The following is a 26304-nucleotide window of genomic DNA, read 5'->3' as shown; positions in this document are numbered from 1 at the left end:
AATAAGTCTTATACGATTTAATTTTCTATTTCAATTTTACCACTGTGGAACCGTCTCCTCCAGCATTTGCTGGTGAATAATTAAAGGAGTCGACTCGTCTATCGCTGGAAAGCATATCTGTGACACCTTGTCTAAGTGCTCCGGTCCCTTTTCCGTGAATAATTGTGACGGAAGGATATCCCGCAAGCACGGCAGAATCCAAGTATTGATCAACTTCATGCATTGCTTCTTCATATCGATGACCACGTAAATCTAGCTTAGCAGATACACGTTTGGAAGCAGTTCTTTTAACCTTGGTATTAAATCTTTGTTCGTCATTATCAACTTTGATTTTTTCAAGGTCGCCTTCGGCAATTCTCATCTTAAGAATCCCTAATTGAACTTCCCATTCATTATCATCTAACTTCTTAACCAATACACCACGTTGTCCATATGACTTAACCATAACGTCGTCACCCTTATGGAAATCGTGTTTAGCTTTCGCCTTCTTTAATACACGGTTATTAACCAGGTTAACGTCATGACGTAGTGAGTTTAATTGACCTTGAGCATCAATTAATTCATTTTCCTTGATGGTAACTTGGCCAACTTTACGTTGCTTTTCATGAAGATCCTTGATAATCGCGTCCGCCTTCTTCTTAGCAGCTTCAGCAATTTCATTTGCTTGTTGCTTAGCAGCAGTTACCAATCGATCCTTTTGGTTCTTGTACTTAGCGTATTCTTCACTCAAGTCTTCATGTAACTTGGTAGCATCATCCAATTGAACCTTTAGTTCATCGGCTTCAACTCGAGCACGTTTAGTTTGTTCAGTTAATTCAACAATCATTGTGTTTAAATCTTGGCTGTCTTGGTCAACCAATGATCTTGCTTCTGTAATGATTGATTCATCCAAACCAAGTCTAGATGCGATATTCAAACCATTACTTTGACCAGGAACACCCATCATTAAATGATAAGTTGGTTGAAGGGTTTCACTATCGAATTCCATAGATGCGTTAATCGTTTGTGGACGGTTGTAAGCATATACCTTCAATTCTGGATAGTGAGTTGTAGCAACAACATCACAATCCTTTTCGGCAATCTTGTCGAGAATGGCGATGGCTAAAGCAGAACCTTCCTTAGGATCAGTTCCGGCACCCAATTCATCAAGGATTACCAAACTCTTCTTAGTAATTCCATTTAGAATATCAACGATATTATCCATATGTGATGAGAATGTACTTAGGTTTTGTTCAATTGATTGTTCGTCACCAATATCAGCGAAGACATTGTCAAATACAGCAACGGATGAACCTTCGTTGGCTGTCACGAATAAACCAGATTGAGCCATCAATTGAAGTAGTCCTAATGTCTTGATAGTGATGGTCTTACCACCGGTATTAGGACCGGTAATAATGATTGCCTTGTTATCTTTACCAATGTATAAATCATTAGCAACAACCTTATTCATATCAATTAAAGGATGTCTAGCTTGCTTTAAGTTAACATGATTTTCGTTTGATACAACTGGTCTAGTTGCTTTTAAATCTCTCGCATATTTGGCCTTGGCATTAATCAAATCCAAGTGTCCTAATATCTTAGAGTTATTGATAATTTCACTTTGGTAAGGACGAATCAAATCAGATAATTCGATTAAGATACGTCTTTCTTCATGACGTTCTTCAATTTGTTTTTGACGAAGTTCTGTATTCAAACCAACGGTTGACGCTGGTTCAATGTACAATGTTTGGCCAGAGGAACTGCGGTCATGCACAATTCCACCAAACTTATTTTTGTTTTCGGCTTTAACTGGTAGCACCATTCTGTCTTCTCTAATTGTGACGATTGGTTCAGTTAAATCCTTACTGTGTTTTTGAGTGAATTGATTCATAATTGAACGCACTTCACCCTTAATAACATCCATTCGACGTCTGATTGCATTCAATTCCTTTGAGGCAGTATTCAATAATCTGCCATCGTCGTCAATTGAATCAGATAGTCGTTGTGAAATGTTTGGGACTGCCTGAATTTCATTAATTAGTTTATACAAACGATTCAATGATACTTCATCGTCTCTTAGGTTATTAAAAAATCTAACTAGATAGTTAGATGTCTTTAAAATCTTATTTATCTTTGATAATTCACTACCATTCAATGAGGCGTCGATCTTTAAACGCTTCATGTATGGAGTTACATCATCAAGCTTGGGAATAGAAATTTCTTTATCTAAACGTAAAATATGCGCCCCATCATCAGTTTCATCAAGCCACATATTAATAGTGTTAGGATTATCTACCGGTGATAGTGCAGCTAGTTCCTTTTTCCCGTTTCGAGTCGTTAAGTATTGCTCGATTGAGCTCTTAACTTTTTCATATTCTAAAGTTGATAGAACTTTTTCATTCATTTATTTAATCACCTTATCTTAGCCATTTTTCATATAAATCGTGTGAAATAATTGGTGTTTTATGAACAATAAACTCAGCAACTGATGACTGATGATATTGTTTAGTTATTTGATTACTTGGTAGAACAGAAATCACGTTTAAAATAAATAGAATTGACACGTAAGCGATAATCAATCCAATAACGGTTCCACCTAATGCATTAAGTTGGTGAATGACTGGGATATGTGTAATCTTATCTACGATTGAGATAATAATACGCACAAAAATCCCAGAAATTAAGAAAATAATGAAGAAGCTGATACTATTACATAGGATTTGATCATTAATCAAACTACTGTTTGCAAAGATAGCTTGGCTCAAATCTCTAGCAAAGTATAGCGAAACAAATAGGCTAAACAAAAAACCAACAACACGTAATATTTCTTGTGCTAATCCACGGTGATATCCATCATATGCGCCATAGATAAGTAGTAGAAAGATAATAATATTAAAAAGCATTAGTTCATGTTTCCTTCTTCTTCGTTATTTTCGGTTAATTCATTTAATTTTTCTTGTAACTTAATTTGTTCTGAAAATGCGTTGAACGCCAATAAAATAGCAGCATCTTCGTCATTAATATCTGGTGACATTTCTTTTAATTGAACCAATTGACGATTCATTAATTCAGTCACTGTCTTCATGTGATCTGCGGAACTCTTCCCTACAAATGTGTAATTCTTTTTTCCAATACTAGCTTTAAAGCGTTGATTCGTGTCGTTCATTTTCGATAAACCTCCATTAACTTCATCACTATTTTAGCATGAAAAGGCAGACTATAACCAGTAAAGAACACAAAAAAAGACGCCGTTGCGGCATCTTTTTGATTATTGTTTATTCTTCTTCATCGTCACCGTCATCGGTATCTAATAAAGTGTTTAGCACTGATTCAACCATTTCCCATTCTTCATCAGTTTCGATTAATTGTAAATCTCCACCTTGTGGGTCCATTGGATCATCGCCTTCTGGTAAGGCATATGCTTCAATGTTAACTTCTTCATCATCTGCTTTACCAGCTGGGTAAAGTAAGATGTATGATTTACCAAAATCATCAGATTCGAAAGTGAATAAAACGTCGTATAATTCTTCGTTTCCCTTTTCGTCAACTAATGAAATTTGTTGTTGTTCTTCTTCGTTGTTGTTGTCCATTGCTAACCCCTCTTTTCTTTATCTTGTTAGTTTACCTTTACCATCCAAATAGGTTTGTAAAATCAATTCGGAGGCAATTTTATCGATAACTTTTTTACGTTTTTCTCTAGAAGTGTCCGCTTTTTCAATAAGCATTCTTTCAGCTTCAACAGTTGTTAATCGTTCATCGACAAAGTCGACTGGTAAGTTAAACTTTTCCTTTAACATTTCACCATATCGTTTTGAAGCTTCAACCCTAGGTCCTGAGGTATTATTCATGTTCTTAGGCAATCCTAGAACAAACCCCGTAATTTCATATTTTTCGACTAATTCGGCTACCCGATCTAATCCAAATTGTTCTTCGTCCTCATTAATTGGAATGATTTCAACACCTTGCGCTGTCCATCCCAATAAATCACTAACAGAAATCCCAACTGTCTTAGATCCGACATCCATCCCCATTAATCTCATATATTAGTTTTCCTCACGATCATTATTCTTGTCCAAGTAAAAACGAACCAACTCTTCAATAATTTCGTCTCTTTCGTATCGACGAATTAAATTACGAGCATCATTAAATCGAGGAATATATGCAGGATCTCCTGAAATTAAATATCCGACAATTTGATTGTATGGATCGTATCCTTTTTCCTCCAATGCCTTAAATACTATTAAAAGCGTATCGTGAACATTCTTTGGAGTATTGTTGCTTAAATCAAAATACATTGTCTTATCTGAAGCACTCATTTATAACACCTCTAAATCTATGATGTAGGTTTATTATAATTCTACTTGGAACAAAATAAAACTTAAATATTAATTATTTTTAAAAGTTTTCTAACCAAGCAACTGCTGCTTCCATTGCCTTAGGTAATCCTTCAGGCTTTGAACCACCGGCTTGAGCCATGTTTGGACGGCCTCCACCGCCACCATTAATTTCCTTAGAAATTGCCTTAATGATGTCACCGGCCTTCATGCCATCCTTAACTTTTTCATCACTAACAGCAACGATTAGGTTAGCCTTTTCACCACTTTGAGTTCCAAGTACTAATACGTCTGATAAGTTCTTGCTTCTCCAAGTATCAGCTAGTTGTCTTAGTTGATCCATTCCAGAAACATTCAAGACACCAGTGATAATCTTGTTTCCGTTAACTTCTTTAACGTCATCGAAAACTGAATTAGCTTGTTGGCTAGCAATCTTTAATTCTAACTTATCTTGTTTTTGTTGTAAGTCTTTGATTTGTTCTTGTAATTGAGCAACCTTGTTAGGAACTTCCTTAACTTGGATAGTCTTAACTTGATCAGCAACTTGTTTTAGAAGTGCTTCTTCGTTGTTTAGGTAATCAAAAGCAGCCTTTGAAGTTACGGCTTCAATTCTTCTAACACCGGCACCAACACCTGATTCTGAAACAATCTTGAACAATCCAATTTGACTAGTGTTGCTTACGTGGTTACCACCACAGAATTCAACTGAGTAATCACCAGCACTAACAACTCTCACCTTATCACCATACTTGCTGTCGAATAAGGCGATGGCACCCATCTTCTTACCAGTTTCTTGATCTGTTTCAACAGTAGTAACAGGTTCTGCCTTGAAGATTTCTTCGTTAACTAAGTCTTCAACCTTTTGTAGGTCTTCCTTAGTAACTGAACCGAAGTGAGTGAAGTCAAATCTTAGGTAGTTTGGTTCAACTAATGAACCAGCTTGTTGAGTATGGTCACCTAAAACATTTCTCAATGATTGGTCCAATAAGTGGGTTGCAGTATGGTTGTGTTCAACCAATGCGTGGAACTTACGATCAACACTTAGTTTGTATTGGTGGTCTTTTGAAAGACTAGTAATTACTTCAACAGTGTGTAAGTTTTGACCATTTGGTGCGTGTTGGACGTCAGTAACCTTTGCACATAAGTTACCATCTTCATCAACAATGGTACCTTGGTCAGCAACTTGACCACCCATTTCAGCATAGAAAGGAGTTTTATCAAAGATAACTTCAGCTTCTCCAGCGCCTGCTTGATCAACTAATTTTTCATCCACAATAATATCAAGTAATTTGGCGTCATCAACTTCTAGTTGTGAGTACCCAACGTATTCACTTGGTGTCTTAATGTCGATTAATAGATCACGTTGAACACCCATTGACTTGTCGTTTCCACGAGCATTTCTAGCACGTTCTTTTTGCTTTTGCATTTCGGCCTTAAAACCAGTTTCATCAACTGAGAATCCAGCATCTTCTAGGTATTCCTTAGTCATTTCCAATGGGAAACCGTAAGTATCGTATAGCTTAAATGCATCTTTTCCTTCAACGGTCTTTTGGTTAGTCTTCTTCAAGTTGTCCATTAATTCACCAAGAAGTTGTAAACCATCAGATAATGTTTCGTTGAAACGTTTTTCTTCAGAATGAATAACCTTTTCTAGGTAATCCTTTTGTTCCAATACTTCTGGGTAGTATGACTTCATGATTTCACCAACAACTGGAACTAATTGGTATAAGAAGTCGTCCTTGATGCCTAAACGGTGACCTGAAACAATGGCACGTCTGATTAAACGTCTGATAACGTATCCTCTACCAACGTTTGATGGAAGAGCACCGTCACCAATAGCGAAAGTAATTGCACGAGCGTGGTCAGCGATAATCTTAAAATCGATATCGTCTTGAGCATTTTCACCGTACTTCTTACCATCACTTAGTGATTGAGTCTTTTCAATGATTGGCATGAACAAGTCGGTTTCAAAGTTAGTTGGTGCGTCTTCGAAAATTGAAACAACACGTTCTAATCCCATCCCCGTATCAATGTTCTTTCTTGGAAGTGGTTCGTAAGTATCATCTGGTTTGTGGTTAAATTGTGAGAACACAATGTTCCAAACTTCAAGATATCTTTCGTTTTCCCCACCAGGGTAGTTTTCTGGATCATCTGGAGCTAAATTATCGTACTTTTCTCCACGGTCGTAAAAGATTTCAGTATCTGGACCTGAAGGACCTTGGCCAATATCCCAGAAGTTATCATCCATGTCGATTAAGTGGTCAGGTGCAACCCCTGCTTCTTGCCAGAATTTCTTAGCATCAGTATCTTCAGGATATACAGTCATGTATAACTTTTCTTTGTCCCAACCAAACCATTCTGGTGAAGTTAGTAATTCAAAAGCCCATGTAATTGCTTCTTTCTTGAAGTAATCACCAACTGAGAAGTTACCTAACATTTCGAATAATGTGTGGTGACGAGCTGTCTTACCAACATTTTCGATATCATTAGTTCTAATACTCTTTTGTGAACTAGTTAAACGGTGGTTCTTTGGAACAACACTACCGTCGAAGTATTTCTTCATTGTGGCAACACCAGAGTTAATCCATAGAAGTGATGGATCATCCTTTGGTACTAATGAAGCACTTGGTTCAATTGTGTGACCATGTTGTTTGAAAAATTCCAAATACATAGCACGAATTTGACTACTATCTAATTTTTTCATAGAAATTCCCTCCAATAAGCACAAAAACACCGTTGCTAGTAAAGACGCTATATGCGCGGTACCACTTTACTTGCAACGATGTTTTTCGTATACCTCTTTAAGTCTCAATAACGCTGAGAGAGCGATTTAATTATTACTCGAGATAGCACTTGATAAACCCAATCATCTTTTTCACCAACCAAGATGTCTCTTAAAATGAAATTATACAAGCATGTTCTCTAATTTATATCTAAATTATATGGTTTATTAAAACCGGTGTCAAACGTTATCTATAACGTTGTGAACTGTTCTTCTTGGACTTTCTCTTACGACGTCCTTCTTCTCTTTGTTGGATACGACGATTCATTTCATCGTTTCGCTTAAGCTCTTGTTTAATCTTGTTCTTGTAACCAGGCTTAACGTTTCTCTTCTTCTTTTTAATCATACCAATCATGGTTGGTTCTAGCTTGTCATGACCACGACGGTGTGACTTTCTACGGTTACGATCGTAAGTGTCTTCAACACGCCCACCACGGATAACCTTTGGCTTAAATGAAATGCCCATCTTTTCTAATGCGTCAATTTCATCTTCTTCGTCTGGAGAGTAAAGTGTAACCGCAGTTCCTGGCATGTTATTTCTACCAGTTCTACCAACACGGTGAATGAAGTATTCCAAGTCTTCTGGAATATCATCATTAATAACGTCAGAAACCCCTTCAATATCGATTCCACGAGCAGCCAAATCAGTAGCTACAACGTATTGGAATTCAAGATTTTGAATTTGTTTCATAGTTCTCTTACGTTCACGTGGTGTTAAATCACCAGAAACGATTCCCACCTTTAATCCTTGGTTTCGTAAGAATTCGTAAATTTCTTCAACACGTTTTCTAGTATTAGCAAAGATTAATACAAGGTAAGGTTCACCCATGGTGATTAACTTGTAGATTAAGTCGTTCTTGTTTTGACCCTTAGTTGAAATTAACCAGTTATCAATTGTTGGACTGATAACAGTTCTGTTTGGAATGTTTTCAACGTATGGGTTTTCAAGATACTTCTTCAAGAATGGTTTCAACTTTTGTGGAATGGTTGCTGAGAACACCATCATTTGAACATCCTTACCAAAACTAGCAGCGATGTTGTCGATATCGTTTAAGAAACCAAGGTCTAATGTCATATCAGCTTCATCAATTACTAGTTGAGTTGCTGTATGAACTTGTAGATGTTGACCCTTGATCAAATCAGAAATACGACCCGGAGTTCCAATAACGATTTGTGGTTGTTCATTCTTTAGCTTTTCAATTTGTCTAACCTTATCAGTACCACCAACGTAGTTAGCGATATGAATGGTCTTGTCTGAATGCTTAGCTAGTTGCTTAGCATTGTTGTAAATTTGGTAAGCTAATTCACGACTTGGTGTGGTGATAACAGCTTGGACTTCCAAAGTGTCAACGTCTAAGTTATCAAAAATTGGTAACAAGAACGCATGGGTCTTACCACTACCAGTGGCTGATTGACCAACAACACTTCTACCCTTACGGATTTCTGGAATAATCTTTTCCTGAATAGCGGTTGGTTCTCTAAAGTTTAATTCATCTAAAGCATCCATGATGAATGGCTTTAAGTTGTATTGCTTAAATGTACTTGGCATTTATTATTCTCCTTTGTAACTAGCGACTAATTCGTCTAATTTACTAATTACCGACTTGATTTCATCTTCGTCTTTAGCAGCGGCACCACTTGCCAAATCATGACCGCCACCGCCAAATTCCTTGGCTAATTCATTAATAGCTGGTCCCTTGGATCTCAAGCTAATCTTGTATGTGCCATCTTCTTTTTGAATAAAGATAGCCCAAGCGGTTACTTGATTGATATTGCCAGGAAGTGGCACAACGGCTGAAGTTCTTTCATTGCCTAAATTGAATGGTTCCAAAACTTCATCGCTTAATACGATATAAGCGGCTCCGCTATCGGTAATGCTTAGATTTTCATATACATATGCGGATAGTCTAGCCATTGGTAAGTCAATTGATGATTCAATTGTGTTAACTTCACTAATTGAGAAGTCTAACTTAGCCAATTCTGACGCTACCCTAAATGTGTTTGATGAAGTAGATGGATATTTGAAACGACCAGTGTCACCAATAATACCAGCATATAATAAGCGACCAGCATTTGCGTTAATCTTTAACTTCTTTGAGGATTCAAACAAATCATAGATTAATTCAGATGTACTTGATGCTTCTGGTTCTACCCACATAATGTCCCCAAATTGGTCATCATTTGGATGATGATCAATCTTAATCATCATCTTTCCTTGGGTATATCTATCGTCATCAACTCGAGGTTGGTTAGCGGTATCAACAACAATAACCAATGCATTCTTGTATACATCGTCATCAATTTCGTCGGTTGTTCCTAACCAATCAAAACTTTGATATTGCTTTCCAACACAATAAACCTTCTTTTTTGGAAAAGATGCCTTGATGATGTTAGCTAAACCCATTTGAGAACCATATGCATCTGGATCTGGTCGTTGGTGTCTATGGATAATAATTGTATCAAAATCGCAAATAGCTTTGATAATCTTACTTTGCGTTGATAAATTGAAAAAATTAAACATTTTACTCATAATCGCTCCTAATATCCTTCTATAAATTCATAACATAATTATATCATATGGTTATTTATGTTGTTTAGGCCTTAACAGACAAAAGAGACAACCTTCAGCACTGCTGAAAACTGTCTCTTTCAACTTATTATTTTTCTTCTTTAGCTTCTTTGTCTGAGTCATCTGACTTAGCGTCAGCAACATGAGCAGTTACCTTTGCGATTGCGTTTAGGTCAAATACTAAGTAAATGCCGTCGCAATCTAAAGTAACAGTCTTTTCTTCTTCGTTAATATCGTCAACGATACCGTGTAAGCGACCGATAGTTGTTACGTGGTCACCCTTTTGAAGTTGTTTTAATGTTTCTGCGTGTTTTTGTTGTTGTTTCTTTTGTGGTCTAATAACCAAGAAATACATAATCGCAAATAATACGATTAAAATAATAAATCCACTGTAGTTACCCATTATAGTTCACCGTACCTCTCATAATTTAATATATATCTTATCAAAATTATCATTAATAGTCCAGTCCCTAATTATCACGATTAATTGGATAATTAAGGTGATGATAACCATTATCGGTTACCACTCTACCCCTGGCCGTTCTTTTAATGTAACCAATTTGAAGAAGATATGGTTCATACATTTCTTCAATTGTATTCACTTCTTCTCCAATATTAGCAGCAAGTGTTGATACACCGACCGGACCACCATTGTAAAACTCAATCATGGTCTTTAACAGTTTAATATCAGTTGCATCCAATCCTTCGTTATCAACACCCAACATCTTAAGTGAAGTATCAACAATATCGACATCAACGTTTCCATCGTTTGATACTTGAGCAAAGTCACGAACTCGTTTTAATAAACGGTTCGCTATTCTAGGTGTTCCTCTTGAACGTCTAGCAATTTCATGTGCACCTTGATCGTAAATCTTAGTATGGAAAATATCAGCTGAACGTAAAACAATATCTTGTAAATCTTCGGTATTGTAGTACTTCATATGTTCAACGATTCCGAAACGATCTCTAAATGGTGCTGATAGCAATCCAGCTCTGGTAGTTGCACCAATCAAAGTAAATGGTGGCAATGGTAAATGAACAGGATGCGCTGTTGGGCCTTGTCCCACAACGATATCAACACTGAAGTCTTCCATTGCTGAATAAAGCATTTCTTCAACCGTCTTAGGAAGACGGTGAATTTCATCAATGAATAAGATATCACCGGGTTGTAACTCGTTTAGCAGTGCTGCTAAATCACCAGTCTTTTCAATTGCTGGGCCACTGGTTGTTTTGATGTTGGCTTCCATTTCATTTGCAATCACCATCGCTAAGGTGGTCTTACCTAATCCAGGAGGTCCATACAACAGAACGTGGTCTAAAGTTTCTTCACGTTGTTTGGCAGCCTTAATGTACACTGACAACTCTTTCTTTAAGTCGTCTTGACCAATGTACTCTGATAAGTATTGTGGACGGAGTGATTTTTCAAATGTTTCTTCAGTTATACCTTCACTATCGCCTGAGATAATGCGGTTGTCATCCATTTAATACTCCTCCTTAAAATTTAGTTACAGCACTTAGACCTTGTCTTAAGTAATCTTCAGTTGTTGTAACTTCAATATCTTCTAATGCCTTTCTAGCCTTCTTAATATCACGTGCTGAATATCCCAATTCACTTAGTGCTTCTAGTGCATCTTCAAGTGCTTGGTTGTCTGACTTATCATCAGATGCAGGTTGGTTTTCAGCAGTAAAGTCATCAAATAATGATGGTGCAATGTCGTCTAGCTTTCCTTTCAAATCAAGGATGATTTGCTTAGCCGTCTTTTGACCCACACCTGGGAATTTAGTTAAGTAGGTAACATTTTCAGTATTGATGGCGTTTAGTAATGATTGTGGATCGTTTCCGGCAATAATTGCTAGTGCACTCTTAGGACCAATTCCTGAAACATTTAACAATTTTTCAAAAATTGATTTTAATTCTCGACTGGAAAATCCGTAAAGTAATTGTGATGAATCAGTCACGGCTTGGTGAATGAATACCTTCACTTCTTCATTACTATCTACTTGGTATACATATGGATTAGATGTGTATACCAGGTATCCAACCCCGTTTACATCAACTACGATGTATCCTGGTTGGACATCTTCGATGGTTCCTTTTAAATATTCAAACATAGTCTATCCTCGATTACATAAAATTGTCGTTGGTATGTGGGTCTTGAATTCGTTTGAACATCTTTTCCATATCTGTATTAGAAAAAGATACTAAAACTGGTCTGCCATGCGGGCAATTAAACGGATTGTTAACTGTCGCTAATTCATCAAGTAAATGAACCGCCTGTTTTCTATCCAAGTGATGGTTAGCCTTAATTGCTTGCTTACAGCTCATCATAATAGCTGTTTGTGCTCTAAATGAAGCTACCGAGATGTTCTTATGATTAATGACCCAATCAATCATTTCTCGAATCGTTTCTTCCTCGTTGCCTTCTTCAATCCATGTTGGATGTTGCTTTACCACGAAGCTATTCTTCCCAAACGGTTCAACATTTAGGCCAACTTCTTGTAGCATCCCCAACTTTTCCTGAATGATTAACGCATCACGATTAGGATAATCCAAAACAAGTGGCACTAACAAGCTTTGTTGGTCGTTAGATACCTCTCCAATCTCAGTTCTCAATCGTTCATAGTTAATTCTTTCTTGAGCGGCATGTTGGTCGACAATGTACATACCATCATCTGATTCAGCAATTAAATAAGTTCCATGAAGTTGACCGATATACAACAGTTTAGGAAAACGAGGTTGATCATCGTTGTTTGATACCTCATCATCAGTCACTTCAGTTTCTCCAAATGGAGTGACTGGATGTTCGTAGCGATGAGCAAAACTTTGTACATCTTCATAGTTCAATTGTGCCTTATTACTGATGTAAATAGAATCAATATCAGAAGTCTTGATGTCTTCCTTAGGTGTTGATTCTTCCTCTTCTGCCTGAGGGTGTAAAACGGGCTCAACATAATCGTTAACTAAAGGTTCACTCTTTGGTTCTTCCCTTGTCTTCGAATATTGATTGATTTGCATTTGTAACTGTTCATTTGTGTATCTTGGCTGAACAGCACGGTCTCTAGTCATCACTTCAGGAATTAGGTTTTCTTGATAAATCGTATCATAGATTGTTTTGGCAACCAAATTGCATAACTGGTCTTCCTTACTAATTCTAACTGTCTGCTTAGTTGGATGAACGTTTACATCAGTTAAAACCGGATCCAATTCGATGTTTAATACAGCAATTGGATAACGACCCACCATTAACTTAGATCCATAACCATCGGTGATTGCTTTGAATAAAGCGTAGTTTTTAACATATCTACCATTCAAAGTGATGGTGACGTAATTTCTAGAAGCCCTTGTTAATTCAGGTAAACTGACAAAACCACTAATCTTAAAGTCATTATCAGCATTTTCAATCTTAATAATTCTCTTTAAGTTCTTGGCACCATAAATGTCACCAATTACCTGTTGCAATTGACCTCTACCTGATGTTCTTAAGATTTCTCTTTGGTTATGAACCAACGAAAATGCAATATCAGGATGACCAATTGCTAAACGATCGACGATATCAGAAATATTGGCTAGTTCGGTCTTGATGGTCTTCATGTATTTCAATCTGGCAGGTGTATTAAAGAATAAGTCTTCAACACAGATACTTGTACCTCTTCTAGCTTCTGCTGGCTTAATTTCTTTAATTTCGCCACCCTTGATATGAATCTGGGTTCCTTCATCTCCAGTCGATGTTTTCAAATGAACATCTGATACTGAAGCAATTGAAGGCAAGGCTTCACCACGGAAACCTAAGGATTGCACCTTGAATAGATCTCTTTGGTTATTAATCTTACTTGTTGCATGACGTTTAAAGGCGATTTCGACATCATCTTGATTAATCCCGATTCCATCATCGATAATTTCGACTCTCTTTAATCCTGCATCTTCAATATTGATATCAATTTGCGTACTTTGTGCATCAATTGAATTTTCAACTAATTCTTTTACAACCGAAGCAGGTCGTTCAACAACTTCACCGGCTGCAATTTGATCAGCAAGAATTGTTGATAACTCATGTATTTTATGCAAGATTAATCACCTCATTTATTTATCAATTTCTCGTTTCCATTTATATACTTCATTCATAATATCCATTGGTGTCTTAGACATCAAGTCTAAGTCCTTAAGAGCTTTTAGAATCTTATCTTCGCCACTCTTACGTTTTTTCTTTTGGGGTTCTTTTACATCCCCAAACAATGAAAGTTGTTGTTCTGGTTCATTAATTTCGTCTTCAACAACTGGACTTGATTTTTCTGCCATGACAACATTATCGGCATTAGTCTTTTCATTGTTGTTTTCCAAGTCACTTAAGATGACGTCTGCTCTGGATAATAATTCATTTGGTAAACCAGCTAATTTAGCAACGTGAATACCATATGACTTATCAGCAGCACCCTTCTTTACCTTGTGTAGAAAGACTAGTTCACCGTTTTTTTCAACTGCACCAACATGAACGTTTTGTAGTTCATCCAATGAATCAGCTAGTTCTGTCAATTCATGGTAGTGAGTAGAAAATAGTGTCTTAGCATGGATGTGGTTGTGAACATATTCAATGATTGATTGTGCTAACGCCATTCCATCGTATGTGGCTGTCCCTCTACCAATTTCATCGAATAGGATCAAACTGTTATCGGTAGCATTTTGAATTGCTTCGTTTGATTCCTTCATTTCAACCATGAAGGTACTTTGACCGGAAATCAAATCATCGGCAGCACCAATTCTGGTAAAGATTTGGTCAAAAATTGGCATTTCAGCTGACTTAGCAGGAACGAAACAACCAATTTGGGCCATGATGACTGTTAAAGCTAATTGACGCATGTAGGTACTCTTACCAGACATATTAGGACCAGTGATTAACAAGACGTTAGTTCCTGGATCCATAATCACGTCGTTTGGCACGTATGATTGATGCCCCATAACCTTTTCAACCACTGGATGTCTACCGTCAACGATTTCAAGCTTATGTTCTTCATTTAATGTTGGACGAACCAATCTGTATTCATCAGAAATAGATGCAAAGCTTTGCATTACATCCAAACTAGATACCGCATTGGCTAGTTTTTGTAGTCTTTGAATTGCACTCTTAACAACATCGCGGACTTCACTGAATAATTCATATTCAAGTGTCTTTGATTTTTCTTGTGCTTCAATGATTAACTTTTCTTTTTCCTTTAGTTCAGGTGTAGAGAATCTTTCAGCATTGGTAAGAGTTTGCTTTCTTTCATATCTATCTTCTGGCAACTTGCTTAGATTGGCCTTTGAAACTTCAATGTAGTAACCGAAAACATGGTTGTAACCAATCTTTAGGTTATTGATACCGGTAAGTTCACGTTCCTTACTTTCCAGTTCGGCAATCCATTGTTTTCCATTGTTCATTGCATCTCTGTATTGATCCAACATTTCGTTGTAGCCATCTTTAATAACTCCACCATCAGTGACTGAGATTGGTGGTTCTTCAGTAATTGCCTTTTCAATTAGTTCTGATACTTCATCGACTGGGTCTAAATCATTGTTAATTTCATCAAATGATTTGGTATCCATTTCATCCAAAATGTATTTAATCTTTGGAATTTGTTGCAATGATGTCTTTAATTGAACTAAGTCACGACCGTTAACTGAACCAAAAGATACCTTACCAGCAAGTCTTTCTAAATCATAAACCTTTACTAACATGTCAGTGATTTCACTACGTTCATAGTAATGATTCAATAAATCGTCGACTTGGTTTTGACGGTTTTCGATAGATGTTTTGTCAATTAGTGGATGGTCAATCCATTCACGTAATTTTCTACCACCCATTGCTGTTTTGGTTTCATCCAATAGCCATAGTAAACTACCTGACTTTTTGTTGGTTCTTAAGTTCTTGGTTAATTCAAGGTTGTATTGTGAATTGTGATCCATCTTCAAGAATTCAGCTGGCTTGTATGCAACAGCTGCCTTCATATGAGAAAGACTACGTTTTTGAGTGTCCACAATGTAAGTAGTTAGTCGATTTACGACCTTCTTTTCTAGGTCTTGTCTTAGACCTTCTGAAAGATATTGCATATCATCTAATTCTTTAATGTCATCTTGATATGAAACCAAGATACCAACCTTATTAATTAGTGCAACATCTTTTTCAGAGATTTCACGATTAACGATTACTTCCTTAGTTTGTAGGGTCATTAACTCGTTTAAAACACTGTTCATGTTGCTTAAAACAGTGGTCTTTAATTCACCAGTAGATAGTTCAGCGTACGCAAAACCATAACCAGCATCTGAATATTCAATTGCTGTTAAGTAGTTATTATCCTTAGCATTTTCGGCACCCATTGTAGTTCTGGTACCAGGAGTAACCAATTGGGTAACGGATCTTTTGACCATTCCCTTTGCCAACTTAGGGTCTTCCATTTGTTCTACAATTGCGACTTTATAACCCTTATCGATTAATGTGTCAATGTATGATTCAACCGCCTTGTGTGGCACTCCACACATTGGGATTGGATTGTCGGCATTCTTACTTCTAGAAGTTAATGTTAGTTCAAGAATTTGGGCCCCTTTTACCGCATCTTCATTGAACATTTCATAAAAGTCACCAAGACGATAAAAAACAAAAGCATCTGGGTATTGATCTTTTACTTTTTGATATTGTTCCATCATTGGTGTTTGTTTAGTTTTACTAGCCATTAAAACAATATCCTCCTTTACTACTAACCCTTGTATGGGTGATTTGGATCAATTAATATTTTTTCAATAGATCTCGCAGTGCCATCGTCTCTTAAATCGATAACACATCCGGAAACGATTCCACGTCCTTTTTCTTCTACTTCAAATCTAGTTGGTCGTTGGGTAATGAAACGATGAATGATGTTTTCATACTTCATTCCTAAGACACTATCAAATGGTCCACACATTCCAACGTCAGAAATGAACGCTGTACCGTTTTTTAGAATTTGGTCATCATTGGTCTGTACATGGGTATGAGTTCCCACAATCGCAGAAATTTGACCATCTAGATACATTCCCATTGCTTTCTTCTCACTGGTTGTTTCAGCGTGAAAATCAACAAAAATTGCATCTGCTTCTTTTTTAATTTCACTGATAAGTTCGTCAATTTTTTGGAAAGGATCATCAATTGGATCAATAAAGATTCTTCCTTGTAAATTAACAACCGCTAGCTTCTTATTATTAACGTTAATAATTGTATATCCACTACCTGGAACATCATTACCAGGATAATTAAGAGGACGTACTAACTTTTTGGTATCGTCGATAAAATCGAAGATTTCTTCGTTATTCCATGCATGGTTTCCTAAAGTAATTACGTCAGTCCCTGCACTCATAATTTGTTTATATACTTTTTTATTAATTCCGCGACCGAATGATGTTGAGTTTTCACCATTTACAATCGTTACCTGTGGCTTGTAGTCTCTTTTTAGAATTGGTAGATACTTGCTTACCATATCTACCCCCAAGTTACCTACTACGTCACCTAAAAATAGTATTCTCATTTTCGTCCTCAATTCATTATTATATATATACTATTTTACATCGTTTTACATAAAATAAAAAAGGGCAAAAGCCCTTTTTTTATTTTGCATATTCGATTGATCTTACTTCTCTAATAATTGTAACCTTGATATGACCAGGATATTCCATATCCTCTTCAATCTTATTTTTAATATCTCTAGCTAAAACAACTGCTTGAGTATCAGAAACTTTTTCTGGTTTTACAATCACTCTAATTTCACGTCCGGCTTGAATTGCGTAGCTCTTGTTTACTTCATCGAAACTATCACTAATTGTTTCCAAACTTTCTAGACGATGAACAAAGCTTTCAAGAGATTTACTCTTTGCACCTGGTCTAGCAATCGCAATCTTGTTTGCGATGTTAACTAATTCAGAAATGATGTACTTAGGTTCACTGTCTTCATTATCGGCTGCAATTGAGTCAATAACAACTGGACTTTCTTTGAACTTCTTGGCTAAGTCAACACCAAGGTCAATGTGAGAACCTTCTGTTTCATTATCTGCAGAGCGACCAATTTCGTGCAACAATCCTGCGCGTTTTGCTAATATGACGTCCTCGCCTAATTCTGCGGCTAAGACACCTGACAACTTCGCAACTTCAATAGAATGGCTCAAAACATTACGGCCATGGTAAATCTTGAACTTCAATTTACCAATCATCATAATCATTTCAGGACTCAATGAATGAATTCCTAAATCAAATACTGTTTCTTCACCAATTTCTTGAATCTTTTCATCAAGTTCTCGACGACTCTTATCTACCATTTCTTCGATTCGAGCTGGGTGAATACGACCATCCTTAATTAGACTTTCAAGTGCCATCTTGGCCACTTCTCTTCTAATTGGATCAAATCCACTTAGCACAACTGCTTCTGGAGTATCATCAATAACCAAATCAATCCCTGTTAAGGTTTCAAATGTTCTGATGTTTCTACCTTCGCGTCCGATGATACGACCTTTCATATCATCATTAGGTAGGTTAACAACTGAAACTGTGGTTTCAGATACGATATCAGCAGCACTTTGTTGAATCGCTTCAATAACTAGATTCTTGGCATTCTCAGAAGATTCCTTACGAGCTAGGTTATAACTATCTTTAACCATCTTGGCACGTTCGTCAGCTAATTCTTTCTTTGTTTCGTTAATAATTAGCTCTTGTGCTTCTTCTTGAGAAAGTGAAGAGATACGTTCTAACTCATCTTGACGTTGTTTAACTAGCATATCAGCTTGCTGTTGCTTTTGTTCAAGTTTCTTTTGGTTTGAATTAAGCTTTTCTTCACGCTTATTCAATGAATCTTCACGCTTATCAAAGGCGTCATCTTTACGATCTAGTGAATCTTCACGTTGGATTAGACGATTTTCTTGTCGTTGAACTTCAATTCGTCTTTGCTTAATTTCTTTTTCGATGTTTGAACGATAATGGTTACTCTTTTCTCTAGCTTCAAGAATTGCTTCCTTAGCTGAAGTTTGAGCTTGTCGTTTAGCATCTTCCAAAATATCTTGTGCACTCATGTGGGCCTTTGTTAATTTCTTATCAACAATTTTCTTGTTAGAAAACATTCCCACAGAGATACCAACTACAAAAGCAGCGATGATTGCGAGGATCATAGGTAAAAAATAAGTCATAGGCTTATTGCACCTCCACATCATCTAATTTAATTAAGTTTTTGATAATTGCGCATTGAATGATTTATTAGTCATTTTGCGAACTAAATAAATAGTTCAATGTACATTACTATATTTTAAATTTTAGTTGTGAAAGTGTCAACACATGTTATTTTCTTTTGCAAAATAAAAAAGCCTTTCGGCTTCTTTATCGTTATTATTCACCAGTGTCCAAACTTGTTTGTTCAGCTTCACCTGATTCAGAATCATCTTCACCCATGCCATATGCAGCACGAACTTTTTTGTTAATTTCTTCCATTTTGTCCGGATTATCTTGTAAGAATTGTTTTGCGTTTTCACGACCTTGACCAATTCTTTCTTCACCGTAAGAGTACCATGAACCAGACTTACCAATGATGTCTTGTTCAACGGCCATATCAACTAATTCACCAGTTTGTGAAATACCTTGACCGTACATGATATCAACTTCTGCACGTTTAAATGGAGGAGCTACCTTATTTTTGGCAACTTTAATCTTAGTTCTGTTACCAATAATGTCAGTACCATCTTTAATTTGTTCAGCTCTTCTGATTTCTAGTCTGATAGTTGAGTAGAACTTAAGAGCACGTCCACCAGGTGTAGTTTCTGGGTTACCAAACATAACACCAACTTTTTCTCTAATTTGGTTAATAAATAGAGCAATAGTCTTAGTCTTGTTAATTGATCCAGATAACTTACGTAGTGCTTGTGACATTAAGCGAGCTTGCAAACCAACGTGAGCGTCACCCATTTCACCTTCAATTTCAGCTCTAGGTACTAAAGCTGCAACTGAATCGACAACTACGATATCAATGGCACCACTAGATACAAGGGCGTCACAAATTTGTAGACCTTGTTCACCAGTATCAGGTTGTGATAGAAGTAAATCATCGATGTTTACCCCTAGGTTGGTAGCATATACTGGATCCAAAGCATTTTCAGCATCAATGTATGCTGCTGTTCCACCTTGTTTTTGTACTTCCGCAACAGCTTGTAGCGCAATGGTAGTCTTACCTGAACTTTCAGGTCCATAAATTTCAACAATTCTTCCTCGTGGGAATCCTCCAACACCTAATGCATTATCAAGTGCTAAGGAACCTGTTGGTACAGTGGAAATTCTAGTATCTCCACGGTCTCCCATTCTCATGATTGAACCTTTACCGAATTCTTTTTCAATTCGTTTTAAGGCACCATCTAGAGCCGCTTTTCGTTCATCAGCCATTAATTTGACCTCCCTTTGATAACTATTCGATATTTATACTATACTAATCTCTCATTAAAAAAGCAAGTAAAAACAGAACAAAAGTTCGCATTATTTAGAATGCTCATTTTCAATCATTTTTAATGCAGCTTGCACTGACTGTTCACGCACTTCTTGGCGTGATCCACTAAAATGAAATTCTTTTGCAAATTGATTTCCTTTGAAATCTAGTCCGATAAATACAGTTCCTGCAGGTTGGCCTTCCAAACTATCAGGACCGGCAACACCTGTAAATGAAACTCCTACGTCAACATTCATGATTTGCTTGGATTGCTTAGCCATCCAAATTGCCACTTGTTCAGAAACAACACCATATTCATCAATTACATCCATTGGAATTGATAATAACTTGGCCTTTGCCTCATTTGAATAAGTAACGAATCCACCATAGAAGATAGCAGAAACTCCAGGAACTCCACCAATGGTGGATTGAAACATCCCTGCCGTCAAGCTTTCTGCTCCGGTTATGGTGATTTGATTGTCAATTAGCTTGTTAACAATAGATGTATCAATTTGCATACATAATCCGACCTTTCTTATATATATACGATAATTAAATCGATTTACTTGAAAGAATCTGCAAAAATGAAACGACTCTTCCAGAAGTATTCAACACCTGAGTAAACGGTGAAGAATAAGCAGATGTAAAGTAGTAATGTACCAAAACCAATGGTTGTAAATGGAATGAATAAGAAATCATTCAATAATAATAAGATGATGGCAATCATTTGACTGAATGTCTTAATCTTACCAGGCCATGCTGCAGCAATGACTTGGCCATCGTTTTCGACAACGATTAGTCTTAGACCAGTTACGGCTAGTTCACGACATACGATTACAGCTGCAACCCATGCTGGAACAAATCCAAATGAAACTAGGATAATGAATGCTGACATCACAATCATTTTATCTGCCAATGGATCGGCGAATTTACCGAAGTTAGTAACTAAATGTTGTCTTCTGGCAATTTGACCGTCTAAGAAGTCTGTAATACATGCAGCAGCAAATACAATTGCTGCAACAATTCTGGTCACTTGGATACTTGTTCCTAACCAGATAACTGTTCCCATGTTGATATCACATGAAAGCAAGATAATGAATAATGGAATCATTATTATTCTAATTAATGTAAGTTTGTTTGGTAAATTCATAATTTCCTCCATAGAAATAAAAAAGGGCTTTAACAAAGCCCTCTTTTTTATTTACTAAATTCTAATGTAATTTGTGTAGTTAAAGGTGTGCTCTTGTCGTATTTCAATTCAGTACCGTTAACCAAGATCTTAGCGCCTTGGGTGTTACCTAATGAAATGTTAACACTCTTAGTGTCAGCTGGAAGCTTAACATCCTTCTTATCACCACTGTTTTGTGAGCCTTGGAATAGAGTCTTGTTGTCAGCCATGATTGACGACCATGCTCTACCAGTAGCCTTTAAAGTAACAGTGTTTTCTTTTTGACCAGTCACATTATACTTAGTAGCGCTAACTTCCTTGATGGTAGTTTTCTTTTCAGTGGACTTCTTATCTTCTTTCTTCTTGTCATCAGCCTTACTGCTTGATGAACTTGATGATTCTGAAGAACCAGTAACTGAAACAGAACTGCTACTAATGCTAGTTTGAGAAGAACTATTAGTATGTACAACAACTGCCCAAATACCGCAAACAACTACTAGAATTGCAACGATAATTCCGATGGTTGGCATAACCTTACGGAATGAGTCTTTTCTGTGTTCACGACCACGACTAGCTACACGGCTATTAACGTCATCCTTTGATACTTCATCAGCGTATTCTTCGCTTTGAGTATCAGGTAGACTATCATCATGTTCATTCAATAGTTCAATACCGTTAACGCCAACAGTGTCAGCGAATTGCTTAATAAACGCGCGAACGTAAAAATCACCAGGAAGTTCAGCAAAGTTCCCCTGTTCGATTGCTTCAAGGTAATGTTTTTGGATTTTGGTAATCTTTTGAATATCGTCAATGGACATTCCCTTGGCGACACGTGCTTCGTGTAGTGATTTACCAATTTCTACTTGTTTTCCATTGTTATTTTGCATAGGTACTACTCCACTTATTTATTATTTTACATCTACAGTATATCATAATTAGCCATATTATCTAGACATCTAAACTAATTAATTTTTAGGAAAAATCTTGTTTTTCACTATCATGTCAGGTTTTAGGAATAATTTTCCATAATGGATTAAATCATCTAATTCTAATTGTTTAATCATTTCAATTTCATCATAAATATTTTCAAAACCATGATCTTTATCTGACATGTTATTTGCAATTGCTTCAATGGAATTCATCATTGAAACGTGTTGACCGATTTCTTCTTTCTTAATTAATTCAAACTCATCAGCTTTATCTGAAATATAGTCAGAAAAGTTAACCAATACATCTGAAATTCTATCAATGAACTCATCAATCTTTTCAGTTTCACCAGCTAATACCGCAAAGTTAAACTGATCTTCGCAATCGAAGTCAAAACCAAATGAGTCATCAATAATGCCATCGTTATACATTTTTTCATAAATCTCAGAACCTTCTGATAACAGAAGTTGTAGTAATAATGAAATGGATAGTTCATATTTGATGTCACCATTGTATTTGGAATCACCCTTAATTCCTAAAGCTACTTTAGGACGGTTCACATCCATGTAATGAGTGGTTTCCCTCACAATTTCAGTAGATTGAATTGTTGTTCTTTTAACATCTTTTGGTTCATCAAAACTCTTTTTACTTTGATTATCACTAACCCACTTAAAGATATCTTCAGGAACAACATTTCCAACAACTGTAAGTTGCATGTTTTGTGGTTGATAGAAGTAGTTATAAGAGTCATACAAATCCTGCTTGGTAATCTTATAGATTGAATCCTCTGTTCCAGCAATATCAACATTCAATGGCGTATCAGGAAACATGTTTTGCACTGTCTTGAAGAACAAAACGGCTCCGGGTTCATCATCATACATACTAATTTCTTGACCAATGATGCCCTTTTCTTTTTCGACCTTTGCGTCACTAAAGTAAGGTTCTTGCACAAAATTCAATAACTCAGTTAGGTTTTCATGAACATTATCAGTTGTAGAGAATAGGTAACTGGTTTTATTAAAACTAGTAAATGCATTAGAGCCTGCACCGTATTTGGAGAAGACATCCATGGCATCATGATCTTTTTTATCGAACATCTTATGTTCTAGAAAATGAGCAATTCCGGCTGGATAATTCTTGCCATTAATGTTGGTATCAATAGATCCATAACGCACGGAAAGTGTGGCGTAAGTCTTTTGGTAACCCTTCTTTGGAACGACTACTACCGATAATCCATTGTCCATCTTATCGATATATACTTTTTCGTTAAACTTACGATACTCCTTAATTTGCATCATCAATCCTCCCATCTAAGAAGAAAATTGAATTCAATTCGACCTTTTTAGCAACCTCAGCAATTTGATCGATTGTCACATCATTAACGCGTTGCTTCCATTCGTCAAATGATAGAGCACGATTCAACAAGCCATTAACGAATTGTTGTTCCATGTTTTGACGAGGACTATCCAAAACAGCTTTTTTGGCGTTAATCATTTCAGCCTTAATACTATTTAAGACGTCGATGTCGACATTTCCCTTAGCAATATCGTTTAATTGTTCCTTAACAATAGCTAAGACCTTATCCTTATTGCTGTAATTGATACCAGTGCTTACCATTACAAACCCATTGATAGAGTTGTATGAACTGCTTGCACTGTATGCTAAACTGTTCTTTTCTCTCACATTTTTGAATAGTTTAGATTGTGGTGTTCCACCAAAGATAGCATTGAACAATACCGCTGCCATTGCTTCTTTATTATTGTAGAAAATTGGCAAACGATACCCTAAATTCAAACAACTTTGTGATGATTGAATCTTCTTATCGACCATTTCAACATCATCATTCATCTTAAATGAAGTCAATGGTGCTAATTCATATTCAGCACTTCGATCTGACAATTTAAATTGATCAAATAAGTTATAAATTCTTTCTTCATCAACATCCCCAATCACGGAAATCTTGATATTATCGTTGTTTAAAACATTTGAATAGTATTCATATTCATTTTGACTATCAATTAAATCATAATCATTTGGTGTTCCAAATATAAAAGAACCACGGTTTAAGTAGTCCTTGTAAAATAATTTCTTCAATTGAGTTGAAGCATAGTATTGTTTGTCATCTGCCACTGATTCAACATATTTTTTCATGTTGTTTCTTTGTAAGGTAAACGTGTCCTTATCAAATTGACCATCAGCAGCCAATGGCTTGAATACTACACTATAAATAAAACTAACAGCCTGTTGTAATAAATCATCTTTTGCATCCACAAACTTTGGATTTGGGATACTCAAGTTAATTCTTAGAACTGACAAATTACCATATCTCAAAACGTTGGTTCCAAAACTGGCTCCATACATTGATGATAAGTATCTTGCTAATTTGGATTGCGTTGGATAATCTTGATTACTAATTTCCATCAATTCTGCAAGCACTGCTCGTTTAGCAAAATTTTCTGGAATAGCCTCGCTAACTAGATCAAAAGTAAATGAAATTGTTTTGAATTTATCTTCTAAAATAACATTTAAGTCTACTCCATTAGCTAATTTCTTATGCAACAAAACCCCACCTCTAGTTCCTATTTCATATTATTTGTTAATTTCATTAATGGTGTGTTGTAGTTCTTACCGAACCACTTTTCACAAATCTTCTTTAGTTCACCATTCTTTGCTAGCTTCTTAAATGCAGCATTAATCTTCGCTTGCATTGTCTTATCACCTTTACGAATTCCAACACCGAATTGTTCTTGTGGGAATTTACCTGTAACCACCCTGTATAGGTTTGGATTAGGTTGGTGTGCAATGTAGTAGTTTGCATATGTGCTATCAATTAACAATCCACTAATTCTACCATGATTCAAGTCAATAAATGCATTAGTAAATGAATTATATAGAATTGGTGATTGGTTCTTAATGTATTGTTTTAGTAATTTTGGTTGATCATTAATGTCATTTAGACCAGATGAACCACTTTGAGCACCTAAATACTTGCCCTTCATATCACTAAATTTTTTAATATTAGATGATTTCAAAGTAACTAATTCTTGATCATTTGCCAGGTATGGCTTACTGAAGTTAACAACAGCTTGACGTTCAGGGGTAATTGAGAAACCATTCCAAATTAAATCGATGGTAGTATTTCTCAATTCAGTTACGTTCATTGACCAATCGATTGGTTGAAAGACTGGCTTAATACCGTATTGTTTAAACACAGCATTAGCTAAATCAACGTCGAAACCGGTGATTTTACCACTCTTGTTTTCAAACCCCATCGGAACGAAGGTAACATCCAGACCAATGGTCACTTGTTTGTTCTTCTTGATACGACTCCATGTATCTTGATGATCTGCTTTTTTTGTAACAGATTCACAACCAGATAGCATGATGACAACCATCAAACAAACACTAATAAGTCCAACCATTTTTAAAATTTTGGTCTTCATAGACTACCCCTCCTCTTTAAACGGTCTAACTTCCTTCACCTTGTCAGCAACTTGATTTGCAAATGCCACATCGTGGGTAACCACAAGTTGTGTGATATTTTGTTTCTTTAAGTCTAAAATAATCTTTCCAACTTCTTCACTTAACTTAGGATCCAATGCAGATGTTGGTTCATCGTAGCAAATAATCTTTGGGTGCATTGCTAAAGTTCTAACAATTGCCACACGTTGTTTTTGTCCACCAGATAATTGGTATGGGTAAAGTGATTCCTTACCAGTCAAATCTAGCTTGTCGATTAATTCTTGTGCTTCTTTTAATGCTTCTTCTTTTGATTTCTTTAACACTAATTGTGGTGCCAGAATGATATTTTCAATGACAGTTAAGTTTGGGAATAAACCAAAGTCTTGGAATACTACACCGATAACTGATTTTGAATCATCAGTTGGATCAATTTCTTCACCATCCAAGAAGAACTTACCTGAATCAGCCTTTTCCAAACCAGTGATACATCTTAATAGTGTTGTCTTACCAGCACCGGAAGGACCAACAATACTTAAGATTTCGTTATCAGCAACATCTAGGTTCATGTCCTTGATGATGGTTTTACCTTGAAAACTCTTATTTAAACTTTTTACTTGAAACATGTTAATCC

The 26304-nt window shown here is 36.3% G+C and carries 24 protein-coding genes; all 24 read right to left on the bottom strand.

The window, feature by feature from the left end:
• Positions 1-25: 25 nt before the first annotated feature.
• On the bottom strand, positions 26-2383 hold the full coding sequence (locus RZ55_RS02620) for an endonuclease MutS2 (RefSeq protein WP_057175686.1): 2358 nt from the start codon (positions 2381-2383) through the stop codon (positions 26-28).
• Positions 2384-2396: 13 nt separating this feature from the next.
• A complete protein-coding gene (locus tag RZ55_RS02615) occupies positions 2397-2882 on the bottom strand; it encodes a CvpA family protein (protein ID WP_034534301.1) in 486 nt (161 codons plus the stop codon).
• Positions 2882-3145, bottom strand: a complete 264-nt coding sequence (gene zapA, locus RZ55_RS02610) for a cell division protein ZapA (protein WP_034532166.1) — start codon at positions 3143-3145, stop codon at positions 2882-2884. Before zapA ends, RZ55_RS02615 begins: the two co-directional genes overlap by 1 nt.
• Positions 3146-3254: 109 nt before the next feature.
• Positions 3255-3569, bottom strand: coding sequence for a DUF1292 domain-containing protein (locus RZ55_RS02605; protein ID WP_034532164.1), 315 nt, complete (start codon positions 3567-3569; stop codon positions 3255-3257).
• 18 nt (positions 3570-3587) lie between these two features.
• Positions 3588-4019, bottom strand: a complete 432-nt coding sequence (gene ruvX / locus RZ55_RS02600) for a Holliday junction resolvase RuvX (protein WP_034532162.1) — start codon at positions 4017-4019, stop codon at positions 3588-3590.
• Positions 4020-4022: 3 nt separating this feature from the next.
• The gene (locus RZ55_RS02595; protein WP_034532160.1) at positions 4023-4295 is read right to left on the bottom strand and encodes an IreB family regulatory phosphoprotein; all 273 of its coding nucleotides are present in this window, start codon (positions 4293-4295) and stop codon (positions 4023-4025) included.
• Positions 4296-4374: 79 nt separating this feature from the next.
• On the bottom strand, positions 4375-7017 hold the full coding sequence (gene alaS / locus RZ55_RS02590) for an alanine--tRNA ligase (protein WP_057175685.1): 2643 nt from the start codon (positions 7015-7017) through the stop codon (positions 4375-4377).
• 265 nt (positions 7018-7282) lie between these two features.
• Positions 7283-8644 carry a DEAD/DEAH box helicase gene (locus tag RZ55_RS02585; RefSeq protein WP_054605495.1) on the bottom strand — a complete coding sequence of 454 codons (1362 nt, stop codon included), beginning with the start codon at positions 8642-8644 and terminating at the stop codon, positions 7283-7285.
• A gap of 3 nt (positions 8645-8647) precedes the next feature.
• Positions 8648-9616 carry a DHH family phosphoesterase gene (locus RZ55_RS02580; protein ID WP_054483257.1) on the bottom strand — a complete coding sequence of 323 codons (969 nt, stop codon included), beginning with the start codon at positions 9614-9616 and terminating at the stop codon, positions 8648-8650.
• Between the two features lie 136 nt (positions 9617-9752).
• The gene (gene yajC, locus RZ55_RS02575) at positions 9753-10067 is read right to left on the bottom strand and encodes a preprotein translocase subunit YajC (RefSeq protein ID WP_057175684.1); all 315 of its coding nucleotides are present in this window, start codon (positions 10065-10067) and stop codon (positions 9753-9755) included.
• A gap of 67 nt (positions 10068-10134) precedes the next feature.
• A complete protein-coding gene (gene ruvB, locus RZ55_RS02570) occupies positions 10135-11145 on the bottom strand; it encodes a Holliday junction branch migration DNA helicase RuvB (protein ID WP_054483214.1) in 1011 nt (336 codons plus the stop codon).
• A gap of 13 nt (positions 11146-11158) precedes the next feature.
• Positions 11159-11776 (bottom strand): Holliday junction branch migration protein RuvA, encoded by a 618-nt coding sequence (gene ruvA, locus RZ55_RS02565; protein WP_034532150.1) that lies wholly within the window; start codon positions 11774-11776, stop codon positions 11159-11161.
• A gap of 13 nt (positions 11777-11789) precedes the next feature.
• The gene (gene mutL / locus RZ55_RS02560) at positions 11790-13730 is read right to left on the bottom strand and encodes a DNA mismatch repair endonuclease MutL (RefSeq protein ID WP_057175683.1); all 1941 of its coding nucleotides are present in this window, start codon (positions 13728-13730) and stop codon (positions 11790-11792) included.
• A gap of 15 nt (positions 13731-13745) precedes the next feature.
• On the bottom strand, positions 13746-16367 hold the full coding sequence (gene mutS, locus RZ55_RS02555) for a DNA mismatch repair protein MutS (RefSeq protein ID WP_057175682.1): 2622 nt from the start codon (positions 16365-16367) through the stop codon (positions 13746-13748).
• Positions 16368-16390: 23 nt separating this feature from the next.
• A complete protein-coding gene (locus RZ55_RS02550; protein ID WP_054483208.1) occupies positions 16391-17191 on the bottom strand; it encodes a TIGR00282 family metallophosphoesterase in 801 nt (266 codons plus the stop codon).
• Positions 17192-17270: 79 nt separating this feature from the next.
• On the bottom strand, positions 17271-18836 hold the full coding sequence (gene rny / locus RZ55_RS02545) for a ribonuclease Y (RefSeq protein WP_057175681.1): 1566 nt from the start codon (positions 18834-18836) through the stop codon (positions 17271-17273).
• Between the two features lie 196 nt (positions 18837-19032).
• Positions 19033-20076, bottom strand: coding sequence for a recombinase RecA (gene recA / locus RZ55_RS02540; protein WP_057175680.1), 1044 nt, complete (start codon positions 20074-20076; stop codon positions 19033-19035).
• Positions 20077-20166: 90 nt separating this feature from the next.
• Positions 20167-20634: a CinA family protein gene (locus RZ55_RS02535; protein ID WP_054483206.1), complete on the bottom strand. Its 468-nt coding sequence runs from the start codon at positions 20632-20634 to the stop codon at positions 20167-20169.
• Positions 20635-20678: 44 nt separating this feature from the next.
• On the bottom strand, positions 20679-21266 hold the full coding sequence (pgsA, locus tag RZ55_RS02530; protein ID WP_034532136.1) for a CDP-diacylglycerol--glycerol-3-phosphate 3-phosphatidyltransferase: 588 nt from the start codon (positions 21264-21266) through the stop codon (positions 20679-20681).
• 47 nt (positions 21267-21313) lie between these two features.
• Positions 21314-22171, bottom strand: coding sequence for a helix-turn-helix domain-containing protein (locus RZ55_RS02525; protein WP_057175679.1), 858 nt, complete (start codon positions 22169-22171; stop codon positions 21314-21316).
• 78 nt (positions 22172-22249) lie between these two features.
• Positions 22250-23506, bottom strand: coding sequence for an EF-P 5-aminopentanol modification-associated protein YfmH (gene yfmH, locus RZ55_RS02520; RefSeq protein WP_054483202.1), 1257 nt, complete (start codon positions 23504-23506; stop codon positions 22250-22252).
• Positions 23496-24770, bottom strand: coding sequence for an EF-P 5-aminopentanol modification-associated protein YfmF (gene yfmF / locus RZ55_RS02515; protein WP_057175678.1), 1275 nt, complete (start codon positions 24768-24770; stop codon positions 23496-23498). Before yfmF ends, yfmH begins: the two co-directional genes overlap by 11 nt.
• Positions 24771-24790: 20 nt before the next feature.
• A complete protein-coding gene (locus tag RZ55_RS02510) occupies positions 24791-25654 on the bottom strand; it encodes an amino acid ABC transporter substrate-binding protein (protein ID WP_057175677.1) in 864 nt (287 codons plus the stop codon).
• Between the two features lie 3 nt (positions 25655-25657).
• Entirely contained in the window at positions 25658-26296 is a 639-nt protein-coding gene (locus RZ55_RS02505; protein WP_034532129.1) for an amino acid ABC transporter ATP-binding protein, read from the bottom strand.
• Between the last annotated feature and the right edge of the window lie 8 nt (positions 26297-26304).

Source organism: Apilactobacillus kunkeei (genome assembly GCF_001421115.1).
Lineage (GTDB): Bacteria > Bacillota > Bacilli > Lactobacillales > Lactobacillaceae > Apilactobacillus > Apilactobacillus kunkeei_F.
The sequence above is the reverse complement of the archived record's forward strand: the minus strand, read 5'-3'. Positions and strand labels throughout refer to the sequence as shown.

Excerpts from the sequence above, each read along its gene's own strand:
- RZ55_RS02620 (WP_057175686.1), bottom strand. The coding sequence starts at position 2,383 with ATGAATGAAAAAGTTCTATCAACTTTAGAATATGAAAAAGTTAAGAGC.
- RZ55_RS02615 (WP_034534301.1), bottom strand. The coding sequence starts at position 2,882 with ATGCTTTTTAATATTATTATCTTTCTACTACTTATCTATGGCGCATAT.
- zapA (WP_034532166.1), bottom strand. The coding sequence starts at position 3,145 with ATGAACGACACGAATCAACGCTTTAAAGCTAGTATTGGAAAAAAGAAT.
- RZ55_RS02605 (WP_034532164.1), bottom strand. The coding sequence starts at position 3,569 with ATGGACAACAACAACGAAGAAGAACAACAACAAATTTCATTAGTTGAC.
- ruvX (WP_034532162.1), bottom strand. The coding sequence starts at position 4,019 with ATGAGATTAATGGGGATGGATGTCGGATCTAAGACAGTTGGGATTTCT.
- RZ55_RS02595 (WP_034532160.1), bottom strand. The coding sequence starts at position 4,295 with ATGAGTGCTTCAGATAAGACAATGTATTTTGATTTAAGCAACAATACT.
- alaS (WP_057175685.1), bottom strand. The coding sequence starts at position 7,017 with ATGAAAAAATTAGATAGTAGTCAAATTCGTGCTATGTATTTGGAATTT.
- RZ55_RS02585 (WP_054605495.1), bottom strand. The coding sequence starts at position 8,644 with ATGCCAAGTACATTTAAGCAATACAACTTAAAGCCATTCATCATGGAT.
- RZ55_RS02580 (WP_054483257.1), bottom strand. The coding sequence starts at position 9,616 with ATGTTTAATTTTTTCAATTTATCAACGCAAAGTAAGATTATCAAAGCT.
- yajC (WP_057175684.1), bottom strand. The coding sequence starts at position 10,067 with ATGGGTAACTACAGTGGATTTATTATTTTAATCGTATTATTTGCGATT.
- ruvB (WP_054483214.1), bottom strand. The coding sequence starts at position 11,145 with ATGGATGACAACCGCATTATCTCAGGCGATAGTGAAGGTATAACTGAA.
- ruvA (WP_034532150.1), bottom strand. The coding sequence starts at position 11,776 with ATGTTTGAATATTTAAAAGGAACCATCGAAGATGTCCAACCAGGATAC.
- mutS (WP_057175682.1), bottom strand. The coding sequence starts at position 16,367 with ATGGCTAGTAAAACTAAACAAACACCAATGATGGAACAATATCAAAAA.
- RZ55_RS02550 (WP_054483208.1), bottom strand. The coding sequence starts at position 17,191 with ATGAGAATACTATTTTTAGGTGACGTAGTAGGTAACTTGGGGGTAGAT.
- rny (WP_057175681.1), bottom strand. The coding sequence starts at position 18,836 with ATGACTTATTTTTTACCTATGATCCTCGCAATCATCGCTGCTTTTGTA.
- recA (WP_057175680.1), bottom strand. The coding sequence starts at position 20,076 with ATGGCTGATGAACGAAAAGCGGCTCTAGATGGTGCCTTAAAACGAATT.
- RZ55_RS02535 (WP_054483206.1), bottom strand. The coding sequence starts at position 20,634 with ATGCAAATTGATACATCTATTGTTAACAAGCTAATTGACAATCAAATC.
- pgsA (WP_034532136.1), bottom strand. The coding sequence starts at position 21,266 with ATGAATTTACCAAACAAACTTACATTAATTAGAATAATAATGATTCCA.
- RZ55_RS02525 (WP_057175679.1), bottom strand. The coding sequence starts at position 22,171 with ATGCAAAATAACAATGGAAAACAAGTAGAAATTGGTAAATCACTACAC.
- yfmH (WP_054483202.1), bottom strand. The coding sequence starts at position 23,506 with ATGCAAATTAAGGAGTATCGTAAGTTTAACGAAAAAGTATATATCGAT.
- RZ55_RS02510 (WP_057175677.1), bottom strand. The coding sequence starts at position 25,654 with ATGAAGACCAAAATTTTAAAAATGGTTGGACTTATTAGTGTTTGTTTG.
- RZ55_RS02505 (WP_034532129.1), bottom strand. The coding sequence starts at position 26,296 with ATGTTTCAAGTAAAAAGTTTAAATAAGAGTTTTCAAGGTAAAACCATC.